The following is an 18,549-nucleotide window of genomic DNA, read 5'->3' as shown; positions in this document are numbered from 1 at the left end:
TTACAACCCTAGGGGTGTTTGTTATCCGTTACTATACTTCAAGATTTTATCACAGACAAAATCCACGTCTTCCAAATTCAAACTTGTAGAACATGGAACATTCAAAATCTGTGTTTCGTACCTATAAGCTTTTTCCAAATCATAGGCTTGACAGCGCTGGTAAGGTTTTTGAGTATGAACCAGTTTCCATACCGGACGGCATTGGATTTCCTGTGCGATCAGTGCTTCCATCAATTTATCCCTGCTCACTCCAACTATCTGTTCTTCTATCAGCAATGAATAAAACCAATAATTAGACCTGATATCAGATGAGAAAGGCAAAATGCTCAAGCCGTTTACTCCGGATAATCTCTGCACGTAGCGTTCATAATTCCGATGCTTGATTTTAATAAATTCCTCCAGTTCTGCAATCTGACTTACACCCAAAGCGGCTTGGAGATTCAACATTCGGTAATTGTACCCAACTTCATTGTGTATAAAAAATAAAGGATCATCTTTCGCAGTCAGACTTAGATACTTTACTTTGTCAATATAGGTTTTGTTTCGAGACACCACCATACCGCCGCCGCCGGTTGTAATAATTTTATTGGCATTAAACGAGTATACCCCAATATCACCCACGGTTCCAGCAAAGCATCCTTTATAACGCCCCCCGACATAGTAGCTTCCTAGCGCCTCCGTCGCGTCCTCTAAGATCTTCAGGTGATATCTCTTTGCGATATCCATGATCTTACTCATATTTGCCAGATTGCCAAAAACATGAACAACAACCACTGCTGAAATAGTTCTGCCAGTCAGACGATTAATCAGTTTATTATTTTCTAGCTTGCACTCTTCTTTGCAAAATCGTTCCAATTTATTGGCATCTATACAAAAGTAATCATCGCAATCCATAAAAATCGGCTCTGCTCCCACATAGCGTACAGGATTTACTGCGGCGATAAATGTTAAGGTAGGCACAATCACTTCATCACCAGGCGCTACCCCTAATACGTTCAGAGCAAGGTGCAGCCCTGCAGTACCGCTCTGCGTTGAAACGGCTTCTTTTACACCTACATAAGATGCCATTTTCTGCTCAAATTCCGCGATAAAGCGCCCGCCCGTTGAAACCCAGCCGGTTTCAATGCACTCGCGTAAATTTTCCAGAATTTCAATATTCAAATTCGGAACGGAGAGTTCAATTCTTTTACTCATATCTTTTTCCTTTATTTTATTAAGACTTGCGAAAAATCCTACCCTTTTAGCCTTTGACCACACGATTAATTTCATCCAGACGTTTAATAAGATAGCTGTCATACATCATCATGACCATATTTTCCTCATATTGAAATAGTTCTCTGGGATTGGATTTTCCCATCATATTATTTAATATTAGCTTTGGGAAGCTTACGCCGCAGCCGTAAGCATGTAAATACCCGCCACCGAACCTTGGATTGATTTCAGACACTAAGTACTCACCATCCTGATAAAAAAAATCAATATCGATGGGGCCAGCAAAATCAAAAGCAAGTAAAACTTGATCAACTAAGGAAATCAGTCGCTCATCTTTCACAGAGATGGTCTTATCTGCTCCGCCGATTTTCATAGACAATTTTTTCTTACAAAATACTGAAACCATTTCTTCGCTGATCATATCAATATAAATATCTGCATCATATTCCTCACCTGACATATACTCCTGAATGACATAGCCTTCATCGGTATATAGCTCTGCTTCAAGCGCCTCATGTGGCGCGATTTTCTTAATACCCACACTTCCGCTGCCGCAGCGTGGCTTTGCAAACAGGGGCCGTCCTGCTGAAATAAACTCCTCAATTTTATAACGGATCTCAGATGGCAAATAGGACTTTACACAAGGAATCCCATTTTTCTCAAGATGTTGATATGTGCTGTACTTATCATAGCAAACCTTAGCAGTTTCATGAGAAGGGCCAAAGACCAGAATTCCGTTTTCTTGAAAAATTCTCTGGTTTTTACTCAGCAGCTCTATCTCTGGGTCAATTAATGTGGTCAATCCCTTAACATTGTTCTTCATACAAATACCTAAAATCGTAGCAATATAACGTTCATCATTAATTGACGGCACAGTATATCTTTTATGCGCAGTATGCATTGCTGGTGAGTATTCTGAGAAATCACAGGCTATGATTTCTCCCTGTCTGCCGAACTCATTTTTGAAGATCTCCAACAACGAATTTCTTCTGCCAGAACTGCAAAATAGAAAATTATAGCTCATACTGACTCCTTCTTATTGTATTCATATTGGTAAATATATGTCCAATAGTTTTTAAGGTGGTCATACTCTTCATACTTTAATTTAAATAAGTTACTCTTCAGTACCAGTTCATGATAGAGCGGATTATGATAAATCAAAACAATAGATCTCGGTTTATTGGCAATACTCTCCGCAACAATGTCTAGAAATTTCGAAAATAAATCCTCTCCGAATGGATTAAATAGGTAGAAGTACTGGAACATATCATAATCATTGTATTTAAGAGCATCCATACAAACAATACTGATACGAGTATCCAAGGCTAGCTTTTTTAAATTCTTTCGTGCGATTTGAGCCAGGTCTGCCTGATATTCTACCCCTTCGATTCTTCCAAAGGGATACTCGCTTGCAAGCTTTAGCACGGAACCTTTTCCACATCCAACGTCCAGAAAGTTGTCTGTTGGGCTTATAATAAAATAACTCATAACTTTTCGAAAGTGCATTTCTGGAGTAACTGAATATCCATGATAACCGGCAGCGAATTCAGATTCACTCGCTTTCTTTCGCATAGTGAAGTCCAACCCTCTTGGTTTCTCTTTTAGTATCCATACTAATAAGAATCTTAAATACCTTCTATAACGCTGTATACCATTTTCCATGAAACAGATCACTCCTTTGTACCCAAAAACTCCTCCATTGTCACGTCATGCTGGGAAGTTATATCTGCCCGTTTAAATACTTTTATGAACGTTAATGCTATGATTTTTAAGTCTAGGCCTAGTGTGTAGTTATCAACATACCAAACATCCAACTTAAATTTCTCCTCCCAACCGATGGAATTTCTCCCGTTCACTTGAGCCCAACCAGTAAGTCCAGGCTTTACTTCATGCCGCCGTGCTTGCTCCGGTGTGTAGCGGTTCAAATATTTGATCAACAAGGGTCTTGGCCCCACAAAGCTCATTTCCCCTTTCAAGATATTCCACAATTCTGGAAGCTCATCCATTGATGAACTCCTTAAAAATTTACCAAAGCGACCCAACCTTATCTCATCTGACAGAAGCTCACCTTTATCATCTTTTTTATTGCTCATACTTCTGAATTTGTACAATGTAAAAATTTCTTCATCTTTTCCAGGGCGCTTCTGCTTGAAGAAAATCGGACTTCCAAGTTTTGAACGAATTAATATCCCCAGAAATACTAATAGCGGAAATAATAACATTAATGAAATTAGGGCAAGGGTACGATCGATCAGCCCTTTGAAATGTTTTCTATACATCAAGATTCCCCTGTTAAATTCTTATTATTTATCAGTCTAATTATTTCTTCTAAATACTGATTTCAGTAACTCTAGTTCCTCGAAATCATATATCTTCAAAATAACATAATAAATTATTAAAGCAGATAATACAGACAGGCCTAGCTGTGTGCAATTCACTATAAAAGTATCAATTAGAAGAAATCCAACAAGCATATATATTGCATAAGATGCCCCAACCGAGACCATTGCAGCTATAATGGTTTTTATTATTTTACTTTTACTATCATACAATTTAATATGTGGGTATTTCCGCCTGATTCCCAGGCTTAGCAGAATTAGATTACAGAACGATGCAATACTTGTCGCTAGGGCCAATCCGCTGTGATCCATAAAGGTTAAAAATACCAGACATAAAGAAATATTAATGATAACAGTAATTGCCGCGAAAATCATTGGTAGTTTCATATCGTGAATTGAATAATACGCCTTGGTGATAAGCTCATTGGCTGACATAAACAGCATTCCCATTGAATAATAAAAGAATGCAGAGCTCGTCATGGCCGTCGCAGTAGAATCAAAGGCACCTCGTTCAAACACAATTCGGACGATAGGCTGGCTATATACCATAGCTCCAAGAGAGCAAGGCAGCGCTATTAACAGCACAATATTCATGCCCTTTTTTATAATCGCATTAAATCTATCATACTGTGCCAGCGAGTTAGCATTGGTTAGTTTAGGATATATGATAGTTGATAATATGGTAATTGTTATACCTATTATAACCCCATTGAGGAGCCACGCATAATTTAAGGCGGAAATACTCCCTTCAATCAAGCGAGAAGCCAAAGTCTTATCAATGAATTGATTTATATAAAGCATGGAACTTCCAATATAAGTTGGTATTGCCATGCGCAATATTTTATTAAACTCCTGGTCAGGTTTCGTTACAAAATGATATTGGAATTGGTTTTTCTTAACGATTATTAATATCGAGACGAGCCGCAGTGCATATCCAATTAGAAGTCCAAAAGCCAGATAATAATAACTAACATATGCGCTTACTATTATTGCGGCAATCGTGCAGATACTAATCAAATACCCCGTTATAATCTGCGGAAGAAATACTCCTTTATACTGAAGATAAGATTCTAAAATTCCCGCAGCAGATGAAAAAATTACATACGAAAATAAAACCTTAATAAAATAGCTGGCAAGACTGGCTGTTTCACCAACAAACCCACTGGCAAATATGGAGATTATCTGATCAGAAAAAAATATGCCCAAGAGTGAAATAAGTGCTGTTAATGAAAATAAAAGATTTATTACTTTACTTGTAAATTGATCCCCTTCGGTTTTTCCACGGTTCACAACTATATTAGAATATAATGGCATATATGCTGTTGAGATTGCTGCGATAATACCACCAAACAACAATGTCAGTATCGTAAAGGCCATCGCATAGGCATCGGTCACAAAGCTTGTACCAAAAAAATTAGCCATGACCATTTCTCTGACAAATCCAATCAACTTAGATATTAACGTAAGTATTGCCATCATTATGGCTGTCTGCGCAGAAGTTAATGCCAATTTACGCAAAATTATCTCCAATCACATTTGTGTAATGCTGTTCTACTAATTAAATTTTAATCTTTTCACTTACTGCGGGCATTCCGAATTCGGAATGCCCGCAGTAAGTGTTAATCTTTCATAAAATATCTCTAGCTAATGTTAAAAACTTAAATCTCCCCTATTTTATTCGTGAAACGATTGCGGCTACCTGGACACGAGTCAAATAACCTTGAGGATAAATGTGATTGTCATCACTTCCGGTAATAATTCCCGCTTTCGTAAGAGCAGCTACTGCAGTTTTAGCATAATCAGAAATCTTATTTCCATCTGTGAACTTCGATAAGCTATTTGTGTCTCCAGATGCAATTGTTTTTCCCAGAATATTAACTGCTCTCAAGGTCAGCACCATGGCATCTTCACGAGTAATTGGTTTATCAGGGTAGAAATAATTATCCGTTCCTGTAGCAATTCCCAGTGATTTTGCTGTAGCTATGGCATCGTAATAATAGCTGCCGGAAGGAACATCTTTAAAGCTCCCTCCAGTAGTACTCTTCTGCATTTTTAAAGCCCTATAGAGGATCAGTACAAAATCTCCTCTGGTGGTATTCTGCGAAGGCCCGTAATATTTTAAGCTATTCGTTGTGCTAGTACCAGAAATGATCCCCGCTTCATACAGACTATCCACATATGTGACTGCCCACGAATATGCTTGGTCAACGTCTTTGAAATATTTTGATACCGGAAGATTCGAGTAATCAGTACCCGCTCCTGCAGTCCCTGAGGTAATAGTAACCTGTACCTTTCCAGTATAAGAGATCCCTCTGACATCATATGCTGTATAGTCAATCACAACCGTTCCCGATACATATTTTGCCGGTACAAAGGACACATTCTGAATGTATGGCGATGAACTATAGTAATACTTTTCAGATGATTTTACTAGAGAAGTATAACTGGTATCAGAAATATATCCATTATATAAGGTACCGGATGATGAGGATGGCAGTGAAAACTGAACATAGTTCAACTGATAACCGTTCAGATTTTGGCACACATTGTTAAAATCAGCTACCGTTAATTGAACTTTCGCATTCTGCACTGTTGAATAGGAAATAATCTTTGCGCTGCCAGTACTGCTTGTATTGGCCGTTACTGTAATGGTAATCGTACCTGTGAAGGTATCTTTATCCTCGTCGTAGCCTTTATAGGACAATGTTGTTGTCCCCGTTACTCCCTGTGTCGGAACAAATGTAATCTTGTTCAAAGAAGGCGTTCCATCATAATAATATTTTTTGCTGGAGCTTACAACTGTCTTGGATTCACTTCCTGACGAATAGTCATAATAAAGGGTTCCTCTTGACGATGCCGGATCTGAAAAAATAACATAATCCAAAGTTTCATCATTCAACTCCTCGCAAAGATCATTAAAATCCTCTGCATCAAAGCGAACAACCTCACTGGAGCTAATGGTATATTTCATGGTCTCCTTCGATCCCTTCCCGATGACAATCTTGACCTCAGCTGTGAAGGAACCTCTATCAATGTCATATCCTTTAAAGCCAATGCTGACTGTACCCGTATAATCTTCCTCTGGTACAAAAGTGATGTCTGAGATGGAAGGAGAGGAATCGTAGTAATACATGTCAGATTTAGAGACCGTTTCTTGACCCTTTTTATCGTACTTATAGTATAAGGTACCTACAGAAGACTTTGGCAAAGAGGTAAATTTAATATAATCCAGTTCTTCGTCATTAATGTCCTCACAAAGATCATTAAAATCATCTTCTTCAAAATCAACTTCCTCATCGGCATCTGTCTTATAAGTGATAACTTCCTCATCGTCAACGCCTTCCACGGTGATTCTGATTTCTCCTGTGTAGGAAGCCCCTTCTTCATCATATCCGGTATAGCCGATCGTGACCGTACCGGAATAATCTTCTTCTGGTACAAAAGTAATATCCTTTAAATAGGGAGACTTATCATAATAATATTTATCAGATTTTGCGATTTCCTTTTCTCCGCTTCTGTCGTATTTATAAAACAAAGTCCCTGCAGAGGATTTGGGAAGTGAAGTAAATTTAATATAATTTAATTCCTCATCATTTAAATCGTCGCAGGCATCGTTAAGGTCCTCGTCCACATCCTTATCCCCAAAGTTCAGTTCCTCATCCGCATCAATGGAATAGGTAATTCGAGCCGCTTCATCCGATGCTGCAAAGGCCGTTACAGGAAAAAAGAAAGAAGTCATTGCGATTATCATTAACATTGCAATACCGCGGTTAAAAAACTTGTGCATCTGTATACCCCCTTGATCATACTTACATTATTGAATTTCTTTCTTTAATCAGTATACTGCTTCTTTCCTACAATTTCAAGGTTTCCGCCTCAGAGTTTTGCATAATAGATTTCAGATATAACTAATATTTTGGCTTCTCATGTTTATCACAGAGTCTCAAACCTGCCCAAGTATAGGCAATCCGTGTCCGAATATCTCCCTTATACCAAGCGAAATACAGTGCTCTTTTAAATATTGATACACTTCTTTTTGATTCATGCGCGGATATTTACCAAGCAGTAGACCTATCATTCCTAACAAGAAAGGGGATGAATATGAAGTTCCCGGCATTGGGCCATAAAACATAGAAAAATCAATACCTCCGTCTTCAGCACACTTTGAATTGACAATTCTGCCAGCATCATTCAATTGAACGGATGTGACAAGTATTGCGGCGCCGTAGTAATTGGTGTTGATAGGCTGTCCATATCCATTCCCGGCAGAAGCAGTCATTATAATATTGTATTGATCTATCTTTGTTCTCATAAAAGCCCCTATCGGCGACACTGCTGGTCCGCCAGATCCGGTTGTCGAATTGTTAATAAGCCTGATTTCATGCCTCTTCATAAAATTGTCAAAATCAATCGTCTCTCCTGTTTTATCATAATGAACAAAACTCTCAACCACTGATCCGTATCGAATACGGTATCCGATTTTTCCTGTAAGAATTTCAGCCTCTGGTACAATTACTTCTAAAATATCCACAACATGTTCTACATGCTTCCCACCCACATCGTCGCAGAAAATTTTAAGGTCTTGCCCCAAATATCCTGCATCATGCCACCGATCTATGCCTGTCATGTGACGAAGCTTGACATACTCAAGCTGTTGCTCAAAAGCTGACATTTTATTCCTCCCGAAAGTACTAGTACCACATATTATACCCATAAAAAACGATGGGCAAGTGTAAACTTGCCCATCGAGAAAATAATTTAATATTTTACTTTAATCAGTGAACTCAGTCGCATTTGCGAATTAGTTCTTTTCGATGATTACGACTTCAGCACCAGCTTTGTCATCATCTGTGTCATACATCCAAACATTGTAAGTTGCCTTAATTGTTCCGGAGTATGCCTTGTATTCTTTTACTGTAGTATTGTCATCCTTGAACACTACTTCGTAAACAACAGCGTTGTCTGCGATAGCTTTCTTACCACTAGCGAGCTGGATGTATCCATCAGATACCTTACCATCAGCGCTTACAGCTCCAGTCACAGGGGCAGTCGTAAATTTAGTGATCTTGGAAACGTTTTTGTCATCGTTGTACTTGAATTCGTAGATTGCAACTCCAGTTGTTACTTCACCAATAGTGGATCTGCTGGAGGTGTATACTTCACTCATCTTCTTTCCGTCGATGAATCCGGTCAGCAGGTATGCTTTGTCGTCCTGAGCGTTTGTAGAAGCTTCAGTCTTGGAAATTACCGCATAGGAATCGTCTCCGCTTCCAGCTGCAATACCTTCGTTAACGATCATAGCTACCACTTTATTTTCTCTGAGGATGAAGGAAACGATCTCTCCTACGCTGTCAGTACCCTTATCAACGTCTGCGAGCTTAGTAACACCGTAATCGCTTCCGTCTTTGGTGAATACTACTACGTCACTTGCAATTGCATAAGTTCTTGTTCCGTCATCGAATACTTTGTTGCTTACGATTTCTGCAGTAGTAGCAGCAACATAGAAGTCATCAGTGTACACGCTGTCAACCGCGCCGTCCTTATCAAGGCCGTATCCAATCAGTCTGTTAGCAGGTGAAGTTGCGGCAGTATATTCGGCACTAGTTAAATCAGTATCAAATACCTTGCTGCTGTCAGTTGCCAGGAACAGCTTGATCTGATCGAAGGAACCAGTATTCAGTACAACTGCATAATCCTTAGCAGAACCGCTTACAACGTCAGCGTCAAAGATATCGCCATATGCATCGAGCCATACTTTTACAGTATCGCCAGCATCAGCATCGCTGCTAGCAGCATCAGCTACGTCAGAGAAAGCATAAGTCTTTCCAGCGATGATCCAGTCACCGTCAGAGTTGATTTTGGTGATTTTGCCTTCAACTACTTCTGTTCCAACTGCAACTTTTCTGATGTAGTCAGTTCCGGAGTAGATATAAACAACATTGTCGCCCTTGATATCACTTAAGGATTTAGCACCGATCAGTTCGAAAGAATCATCGATAATGCTGTCCTTCTTATCAGTATCGAAATCAAAGCCCAGCAGTTCGCCGTCAGCCAGATCATCTAAGTCACCAGCATCAATTTTTTCAGCGATATCAACATGCCACTGAGATGCACTGTACAGTTCTTTGATGGTCTTTCCAGAAAGATCAACTTCGACGTCAGTGATTGCACTTGGTGAAAGAGTACCTGTGGATTCTCCATTATAGAAGAATTCGGTATCATCAGTCATGTCTGCTGCAAGTTTGTAATCAACATCGTCGTTGCCTTCGAATACCTGAGCAACAGTCCAGTTATTAGCGTTGTCATCATCGAATTCACCAGCGATAGCAGTTGATTTTACAGCAGCGATAGCCATAATGTCACCCTTGCCATCAGCCTTGCTTGTGTAGTACTCAGCATATTTTCCTACATAAGGTCTGATGTTGATCGTGGAGGAATCTGTATCGAAGATGATACCTTCGAAGAAGTTACCGCCAAGTCTTCCGATCATGGTGTCATATACAATATTGTCTCTTGCTACGGATCCGCTCTTGATGATAGGACTCCAGTTGTTGTCCTTATCAACGCTTCCGATATAAGCAGTCAGAGCATTGTTAGCCATAATAGCTACATCGCCTCTGTTTGCGCCAGCTGCGCCGCCGCTTGCGATGTCATCCATGATTCCAACAGCGGAAGCCTGGTTAACATATTTTGCAGGCCATGTTCCAGTTAAGGAAACATCAGTGTAACCTAATGCTCTAACCAGCATGGTTGCAAATTCATTGTAGCTTACAGTCTGTCCCGGTTTGAAAGATCCATCCGGATAACCGTTTGTGATTCCCAGCTGAGTAGCGAAAGCGATGTAGCCTTCAGCCCAACCATAACCACTCAGGTCAGTGAAGGAGCTCTTCTGAGTTCCAACGGAGTTAGCAAGGCCCAGTGCCTTGATTACAACGAGAGTTGCTTCTGCTCTTGTTACCACCTGATCTGGCTTATATGTGCCGTCTTCATAACCGGTAACAACACCAAGGCTTGTCAGCACTCTAACAGCTTCTTCGCAGTTCTTTCCAGCTACGTCGCTTATAGCGGCTGGAGTAGCAGCGAATGCCATTGAGAAGCTTCCCAGAACCAGGGTGAGCACAAGTACAAATGAAAGTACTTTTCTCATGTTTAAAATTCCTCCTTTAAGGTATTTTGCTTAGAAGGGGAGATTTTAGTGTTCTTTTGCTCAAATTATCCTCCCCTTCCGAAGATAATTTGACATTATCTATAGAAATGCAGTTCGTAAATCCCCGCATATTCTATCACAATGAATTATACAGTTTGCCTCTTTGGCAGTCAACCGATACTGGGAAATGTAACGAAATTGTAATACATCCAAAAGCATCGATTTCATTGGGTTAGCCCCTGTCTTCCCTGTCACCGCCGAAGCATATATTTATTATAACAGAGTGTGCAGAGAAGTCCATTACAGACATATTACAGCTTTGTTAATGTTCGATGTAATAAATGATAAAGTGCTGCATTTGCAGCGTTAAGCTTGAACTTAATCATTTTAAAAAACACAGGAAATTTCATTTGAACATCGAAATTTCCTGTGTTGAATAAAAAGTTTCCTAATATATAATGTAGGATTCAAACTTTATGGTCTATAAGTTACGCTTCGAAATGTCGCAAGTTTGAATCGAGAATTTTGCTTCTATTATTAGTAGTTTTTTTACTTCATTATAACGATGATATCTGCTGAATTTTCTTTATCATCTGAGATGTCGTATGCTCTGATCTCCACTCCTGCCTTAATGCTCGAAGCTCTTCCTGCTTTATATTCGTCTGCGTCTGCTTTATTAAGCACATAAACGGAAGCATTGTCTTTGACCGCGAACATTTTTCCACCTGTGGTGGTCACCACGCCGTCTGCATAGCTTTCCACCTCAACAAAGTCAGACCCCTCACCGGATAGTTCTTCAAAAACTTTTCCTTTATGCTTCCCTTCTGCTGCTGCAATATTTTGAATTTCGCCGTTGGAAAGATACAGCTCGTAAACAGTGCCGTCAAGATAGGAACTGGAGCTCGTCGGGATTCCGCTTAGATTTTTCTTTGCAAGCCATGTAATTTCTTTTGTGGCAGTCAGTGTTTCAACACCTGTTACCGCTTCGCCGCTTGCGTTCACGGTTTTGACCGTACCGTTGATCACGCCGTAGGCTCTTCCGCTGAAGCCTACATCTCCCGGGAGCACGATGGTGGTGATCTTGTTGTTTTCTACCTGGCAGAATGCCGGTGTACTGACATTTTTATATTTATAGACTGTGTTTTCAAGATAATCAGATGCTTTCTTTGAGAATGTCATATCCTGCTTATAGTCTTTTTTCAGTCCGTAAGTATAGATTTTCACATTGTTTGAAATCGTTCTGCCATTGTATGCGGTCATACTATCATTAAAGCTGCCGGCAGCAGTATAGCTCATCTTTGAAGTATCCGGAATCGCGTTTGTGCCGCTATTGTCTGTACTCTGTGAAGGAGTCTCTTCCTGCAGGTTTGCCTTTTCGATGATATCAAGGGCATTGTAACTGAACTGTGCCGCCATCCACTTAGTAGCATAATGGGCTGCCACGCTGTCGATTCCTTCCATCAGCTTCAGCTCATCCGCTTTGCTTGTATAATTTTGCGGCCAAGTGCCGCCCAAGGTCTGATCGCTGTAATCAGCTGCTCTAAGAACCATGGTGATGAACTCATCCATCGTCACTTTGTTTCCGGGTTTGAAAGTTCCGTCAGGATATCCTTTTGACACTCCGCTTTTTACCGCATAACTGATATAGCCCTCGGCCCATCCATACCCTGACAAATCAGAGAAGCCGCTTTTGGGAGCCGGCTGAGTCGCTGTCCCCGTTACTTCAGCGGCCGGTGGATTCATGGACTTTACCACGATAATGCAAGCCTGCGCTCTCGTGAGCTGTGCTTCAGGATTAAAACTGCCGTCCGCATCTCCGGTGATAATACCTTTCTCAACCAATGCGGTCACTGCCTTTTCATACGGCTGTCCTTTTACATCTGCAGGTACTGCCGCAAAAGCAGTCGTACTGGACAGTGCCAGCACAAGCGTTAATGCTGCTAATGTTTTAAATTGTCTTTTCATCTTTTTTCCCCCTTTTGTGTACATCTCGTCCACATTTTTCAATTGATTACATGCTAACGGCAAGCCGCAGCTGCGCCTTGCTTTTCACCGATACAAATTAATTTTGTGTCAGAAAATCAATTGATTTTTGTCCCTTATTTAGAACTTTTTGATTTTCCTACATTATATCAAAGTCTCGGTTTATGTCCATTACAGCTTTATTACAATTCACTGAATCAGCACAGGATAGAGGTATTTTGTCGCAAGATCATTAGGGTCAATCACATTGCCCCGACTTTCTTCACTCTGACTTCCATCCGGCTGAGTGCTGCCCCCTTCGTCTGAAAATTTATCCTTCTCCACGTTCTCTGAAGGGAGATAGGAATAAAGGAATTTCCAGGTTTTTTCGCTTTCATTTAAGATATTCAAGACTGACTCATATCCTGTGTCCGTCAAGATCTTGGTCTGCCCTGACAATTCCTCATGGGTCAGTTTTCTGACAGTTTCTTCGCTCCCATTTTGTCCGGGAACGCCGATTCCGGAAGCTGCCGTGGTTCCCAGCCAAAACGCCTTGCGGATCGCCCCCGCATTCTTTCCAGCGATGCTCCCTGCACCGCCGTCTCCGGTAACCACCCCGGCTCCGTAGACATGCGTTATGGTATCCGCATTGTTTCCTGCAATTCCGCCGGAAAATTTTATAGCTGAGATTCTTCCTGAATTATAGCAGTTGTCCGTTTTCGCTCCATTGTCTCCAACAATCCCGCCTGCGAAGTTCTTTGAGTTTACCCTGCCTTCATTGTAGCATCGGGTAATCCTTCCTTCTCCGTTTGTTTGATATGCCGCAATACCGCCTGCATTTTCGGAGGCATCGATTTTCCCCATATTATAGCAGTCAATCACAATTCCTCGGTTATTTCCAACGATTCCTCCTGCGGAATTGCCTTCCACCGATCCGCTATTTCTACTCTTTGATATCTCCGCGTTTTGATCAAGCAACCCCACAAGGCCGCCTGCCACATCCAAGCCTGTCACGATGCCCTTTGGTCCAAGCCTGCAATTCTCGATGAGCCCTTCACTATAACCCGCCAGCGCTCCGGTGTACTGTCCGCCTTGAATATTGGAGGCATCAATGATTAAATTCGTAACCGAAGATTCTTTTGCCAGTACACCGAACAAGCCCACGCAGCTTTGATTCGCTTCACCAGCCGCCCCGGAGTTTCTGTCATCTTTGCAGTATATATTAAGCCCGCTGACAGTATATCCGTTTCCATCAAGTGTTCCTTTAAAGGGTTGGGCTTTGCTTCCTATGGGAACAAAGTTTCCCGCACTCCAATCCGGTTCACCTGACCCCGTCTGAGAACCGCTTTGCGCATAACTCTTAGTGATTGCGATGTTTTTTGTAAGGATGTAATACGCTCCGTCATCAGCATGCATCCGAAGGTGGTTTAGCTGTTCTTCCGAGGCGATTTCATACGGTTCGGCCGCTGTGCCTTCACCGTTTATAAAAACTCCTTCATGACCTTCATGCTCTGTCATACAGCTTGTAATTTCAAACCCATCGGCATTTGGCGATATAACAGGCTCGTTCTTTTTTATGCTTAGAAGGATTGCTGCAGCTTCCGCCCTGGTCAGGGCCATTGTTGGACGAAAATTTCCTGCCGAATCCCCTTTCATGTATCCTTTCCGAAACATCAAATCTACATAGTCATATGCCCAGTCTGCAATGGCGTCTCGATCAAGGGCCTTTGCCGCACTCGATCCAATCACAGCGCTTGATCCAGCAGGAAGGTCCGAATCACCCGCAACGCCAGAAGCGACCGTTCCCCCCGCCTCCTCTTCTCCCTGTACCATTTGCTTAGCAGGGCGGGAAATAACCGATCCAGCCACCTTTGCTGCTTCCTGCCTGCTGATCATCCGACCGACTCCAAAGGTACCGTCCTGATAGCCGTCTGTAATGCCTGCGGCAACTGCCGCTTTTATGGCTGGAACATACCAGCTACCTTCTTTGACGTCGGCAAAGGGTATTTTTGTTCCCGAAATGTCCGGTCGATTTGTTAAAATATTGGTCAGTAGCTGAAAGAATTCCTCTCTCTTAATCAGATGATCAGGAAAATATGTACCACCGGGGTATCCTCCTACGATATTGAGAGCAGCGGCTTCCTGGATGATCCCCTCTGCCCAGTGACCCTTAATATCTGAAAAGGTGCGCTTGGATTCTGTCAAATCCAACGCTTTAGCTGGCCCTGTATCTTCCTGCTCCTGCAAAGCAAAGCTCCACACGGTACCCGCCGCCACAGTGATGATTGCGGCAAGTACGGAAGCAATATATTTTTTCCTCATTATCCCCTTCTTCCTCCCTTTTTCTCGCGCCCGAGCGAGAATTTAAAGATGCGATGATTTGAAATAAATCACTGTTCCCGTAAGGAACCAATCCCCTGGTTTTCCCGTCAAAAGAATGTTGCGAAACATCCTGCAGGCTTCTGCCTGCTGTTAAATTTTATTATATTCTTTTCAGAAAGGGGTGTCCAGCGAAAAAGGAACGGGAAAAGGAATGGGAAAAGGTTATGGAGAAAATAAGTGAGAAAATAAGAGGGAAGGTAATAAAGAAGAAAAAAGCTGAAAACCCAAGGGGTTTTTGGCAATTCTAGACAATCCAATAATTGTCTTTTGTAAATATAAATGATACCATCTAATAAAGTGTGTAATAGAATGAGGATTCATTCTGTTTATGAAGTGGAACTATGTCGTCGGTTAACAAGGATACCTCCTTTCGCCGATGCAAGAAGTTATTTATTAAAAGGGGGAAACATTCAATGAACTTAAAACGGCTTATCTGCTGCGTTTTTGCAGCTTTGTTGTGCTTGCCAATAGCCGCGCCAACCACATCCTACTCCGCATCAAAATTTACAGATGTATCAGGGCATTGGGCCGAAAAATACATCAATACTGCTATCAATAAAAAATTTGCATCCGGATATCCTGACGGAAGATTCCTTCCTGACAAAGCGGTCACCAGAGCTGAGTTTTCTGCAATGGTCAATAAGGCTCTCGGAAATACCAGCACCGCATCCCTATCCTTCCGCGATGTTCCGCGGGACGAATGGTACTATAACGATGTGGCAAAAGCACTTTCCGCTGCTTATACCGCCGGCTACGACGATAACACCTTCCGGCCTGACAGTCCCATCACGAGGCAGGAAGCCGCTGTCATGATTTCGAGAATCGTACCTTCTTATGGAGCGAAAGGAAATCTAAAATCCTTCTCTGATTACAGATCTATAGCCGACTGGGCTTATGACGCCCTCGACAAGGTCAATGGAAAAGGATACATCGGCGCCTATAACGACGGAAAAATCCATCCAGAAGATCAGCTGACCAGAGCGCAGACTGCAAAGATTCTCTGCGATCTCTTGGATCAGGAAAGCATTGTTTCTGGAAACACTACCGTAGATCGGAACGGAACAAAGCTATCAGGCAAAGTCTATGTCAATAATGTCACAATCGATAAGTCTTTGGATGAAGGCAGTGCGACAATAGAAAATTGTATCATCCTTGGAAATCTTTCCGTTAAGGGCGGAGGCAGCGATTCCATTACGATCAGCAATTCAAGAGTCGCAAACGCATCTGTTGACAAAAACGATGATGACCCGGTTCGTATTCTTGCCAAAGGCGAAACTGCCATCGTAAAACTCTCTGCAGAACAAGCGGCAATCCTTCAGGCCTCCAGCCTCAGCGGCGGTTTGTTTGGGCCCGGATTCAGCAGCGTCACAGCAGGCGGTTCCGCTCAACTTACTTTAAAAGGCAGCTTTCCAAGACTCAATATAACCGGATCAAAAGCAAAAGTCACATTGTCCTCCGGTTCCATTGATACCCTTACCGTGGATGGGCGATACTCTGAAATCACTGCAGAAAGCGGAACCTCCATAAGTACCGCCACCGTCAATGCTGAAAGCTATTTTTTCGGAAGCGGCTCTGTTTCTCAAATGAATGTCAACGCTAACGGTGTGACGTACGAAACCAAGCCCAAAAAATGGACCATTGCTTCTAAGATAGATACACCGAAGCAATCCGATGCAGAGACGGATATTACCTTCAGTCCCAAAGATAAGGCGACCAAGGTGAAACGGGATACAAAGATCACAATAACCTTCGGCTCTGCGGTAAAGCTGTATGATGGAAGCACCCTTACCAGTTCTGACGTAGAAGACTTTGTTACCTTGCGCAAGGGAAGCTCGTCCGGCTCAAAGGTATCCTTTGAAGCCTCTGTGAACAGCGCAAAGACGGTAATCACCATTACGCCAAAGTCATCTTTGGCAACAGATACAAAATATTATGTTATTATGGATAAAAATTCGGTGAAGGATAAAAACGGGAAGGCCAACACTGCCCAGTCGATCTATTTCAGCACTGGAGATAGCGTTGGCGAGGTCACGACCACCTTCAGCCCTGCGAATGGCGCATCCGCTGTTCCCGTGAACACTGGTATCTCGATCTCTTTTTCAGAAGAGGTGGTTCGATACAGCAACGGAGCAACGATCAGCTCCAGCGATTCCTATCTGAAGGATTGCATTGTATTTAAGAAAGACAGTTCCAGCGGCAGCTCTGTAGCTTTTACTGCCAAGATCAATTCCTCAAAGAAAACGATTACCATAACACCTTCTTCCAACCTGACGCTGAATCAGAAATATTATCTGGCTGTTTCAGGGAAAAAATTAAAGACTGCTGACGGTGATGTGGCAATTGAGGCAAAAGCGGTCTCCTGGACAACAGGGGTGACAACACCGGTTGTGGATGCCTTGACCCTTACGCCTGGTGAAACATCCATCTCGGCAAGCATTACTTCAAATATTGCAGGAACGGCTTATCTTGTCGCACTGCCTGCAGGAGATACCGCCCCTAATGCGGCTCAGATCATAGCAGGTCAAAACGCTTCAGGAATCGCGCTGGAATCAGGCTATAAGGCCTCCGGTGCACTGACTGCAAAGACTGCAAAGACCTTCAGTCTCACCGGATTTGCAAGCAGCACACAGTACAAGATTTACGCGGTGGTTCGTACAAACAATGTCAACTCACCTGTAAAAAATGCCAGTACGTCAACGATACGGCCCGTATCGACGTTGACTAAGCTGGAAGTGATTCCGGTCGTCAACGGGAGTGCCAATCAGAAAAATTTGGTCTCCTTCAATAAAGGTACCACTGCTTATAACATTTCTTTGAATACCGGAATACCGTCCCTAATCGTTAAGGCGTCCGGTTCAGGAGATATTACCATAGACGGAACTGCTTCCAAGGACAACATCACAAAAGAGATCGCGCTGACAGGGTCAAACCAGACGATTGACATTAAAATAGCAAAGAGCGGAACGGACAGCACCACTTACAGAGTTACCGTAAACAGCAAGGATGATTTCTCTATCTCCACACTGAAGGTATCAGAAGGAAGCCGAACGCTTACGGACAATGGCGGGAGAAGCTTCTCTCTCACCTCAACAGGAGATGCGCTAATTAAGGTAGAAGTAACTGCATCTGATCCTTACGCGATCGTTGAGCTGAACGGAAAAGGATCTCTCCAGAAGGGAAGCACCACCTTTACGCTTTCCGCATCGGAGACCGTGTTTACCTTCACCATCACCTCTGGTTCTGAAAGCGGTAATTATAAGCTCAAGTTTACCCGCCCCGAGGTGGAGCCAGAACCAACAAAACCTGACCCGGAGCCGACCAAGCCGGACTCCGAAGTGCCTGTAGTACCGAGTACCCCAGGCGCAGAAACTACCGGGTCTGCCGTAACGACAGAGTAGATCGGGCGACATAGAAGTATTATGCATTAGAGAAGTATCGAACGGCAGAATCGTATTGTGCAGCAGCAAAGTATCGCGCGACAGATTCTGTCGTTCGATTTTGCGCCAG

General features: G+C 42.4%; 11 protein-coding genes. 1 reads left to right on the top strand and 10 read right to left on the bottom strand.

The window, feature by feature from the left end:
• Positions 1-21 precede the first annotated feature (21 nt).
• The 10 genes from FRZ06_17790 to FRZ06_17745 form a co-directional block, all read right to left on the bottom strand.
• On the bottom strand, positions 22-1,194 hold the full coding sequence (locus FRZ06_17790) for a LegC family aminotransferase (GenBank protein ID QOX65064.1): 1,173 nt from the start codon (positions 1,192-1,194) through the stop codon (positions 22-24).
• Positions 1,195-1,240: 46 nt separating this feature from the next.
• Positions 1,241-2,236 carry an ATP-grasp domain-containing protein gene (locus FRZ06_17785; GenBank protein ID QOX65063.1) on the bottom strand — a complete coding sequence of 332 codons (996 nt, stop codon included), beginning with the start codon at positions 2,234-2,236 and terminating at the stop codon, positions 1,241-1,243.
• Positions 2,233-2,874 (bottom strand): methyltransferase domain-containing protein, encoded by a 642-nt coding sequence (locus FRZ06_17780; protein QOX65062.1) that lies wholly within the window; start codon positions 2,872-2,874, stop codon positions 2,233-2,235. Before FRZ06_17780 ends, FRZ06_17785 begins: the two co-directional genes overlap by 4 nt.
• A gap of 8 nt (positions 2,875-2,882) precedes the next feature.
• Positions 2,883-3,491 carry a sugar transferase gene (locus FRZ06_17775; GenBank protein ID QOX65061.1) on the bottom strand — a complete coding sequence of 203 codons (609 nt, stop codon included), beginning with the start codon at positions 3,489-3,491 and terminating at the stop codon, positions 2,883-2,885.
• A gap of 36 nt (positions 3,492-3,527) precedes the next feature.
• Positions 3,528-5,069: a murein biosynthesis integral membrane protein MurJ gene (gene murJ, locus FRZ06_17770; protein ID QOX65060.1), complete on the bottom strand. Its 1,542-nt coding sequence runs from the start codon at positions 5,067-5,069 to the stop codon at positions 3,528-3,530.
• A 151-nt stretch (positions 5,070-5,220) separates the two neighbouring features.
• Positions 5,221-7,338 (bottom strand): hypothetical protein, encoded by a 2,118-nt coding sequence (locus FRZ06_17765; protein QOX65059.1) that lies wholly within the window; start codon positions 7,336-7,338, stop codon positions 5,221-5,223.
• A gap of 156 nt (positions 7,339-7,494) precedes the next feature.
• Complete coding sequence (locus tag FRZ06_17760) at positions 7,495-8,223, bottom strand: S8/S53 family peptidase (GenBank protein QOX65058.1); 729 nt, start codon at positions 8,221-8,223, stop codon at positions 7,495-7,497.
• A gap of 129 nt (positions 8,224-8,352) precedes the next feature.
• Positions 8,353-10,698 (bottom strand): S-layer homology domain-containing protein, encoded by a 2,346-nt coding sequence (locus FRZ06_17755; GenBank protein QOX65057.1) that lies wholly within the window; start codon positions 10,696-10,698, stop codon positions 8,353-8,355.
• Between the two features lie 549 nt (positions 10,699-11,247).
• Positions 11,248-12,705 carry an S-layer homology domain-containing protein gene (locus FRZ06_17750; protein ID QOX65056.1) on the bottom strand — a complete coding sequence of 486 codons (1,458 nt, stop codon included), beginning with the start codon at positions 12,703-12,705 and terminating at the stop codon, positions 11,248-11,250.
• Positions 12,706-12,870: 165 nt separating this feature from the next.
• Positions 12,871-14,982 (bottom strand): S-layer homology domain-containing protein, encoded by a 2,112-nt coding sequence (locus FRZ06_17745; GenBank protein QOX65055.1) that lies wholly within the window; start codon positions 14,980-14,982, stop codon positions 12,871-12,873.
• Positions 14,983-15,383: 401 nt separating this feature from the next.
• Between FRZ06_17745 and FRZ06_17740 the strand changes: the two genes are divergently transcribed.
• Positions 15,384-18,440 carry a hypothetical protein gene (locus FRZ06_17740; protein ID QOX65054.1) on the top strand — a complete coding sequence of 1,019 codons (3,057 nt, stop codon included), beginning with the start codon at positions 15,384-15,386 and terminating at the stop codon, positions 18,438-18,440.
• The last annotated feature ends 109 nt before the right edge of the window (positions 18,441-18,549 follow it).

It is taken from the genome of Clostridiales bacterium, assembly GCA_015243575.1.
Lineage (GTDB): Bacteria > Bacillota > Clostridia > Peptostreptococcales > Anaerovoracaceae > Anoxybacterium > Anoxybacterium hadale.
Note: the sequence above shows the minus strand (reverse complement) of the source record. Positions and strands in the feature narration are given on the sequence as shown.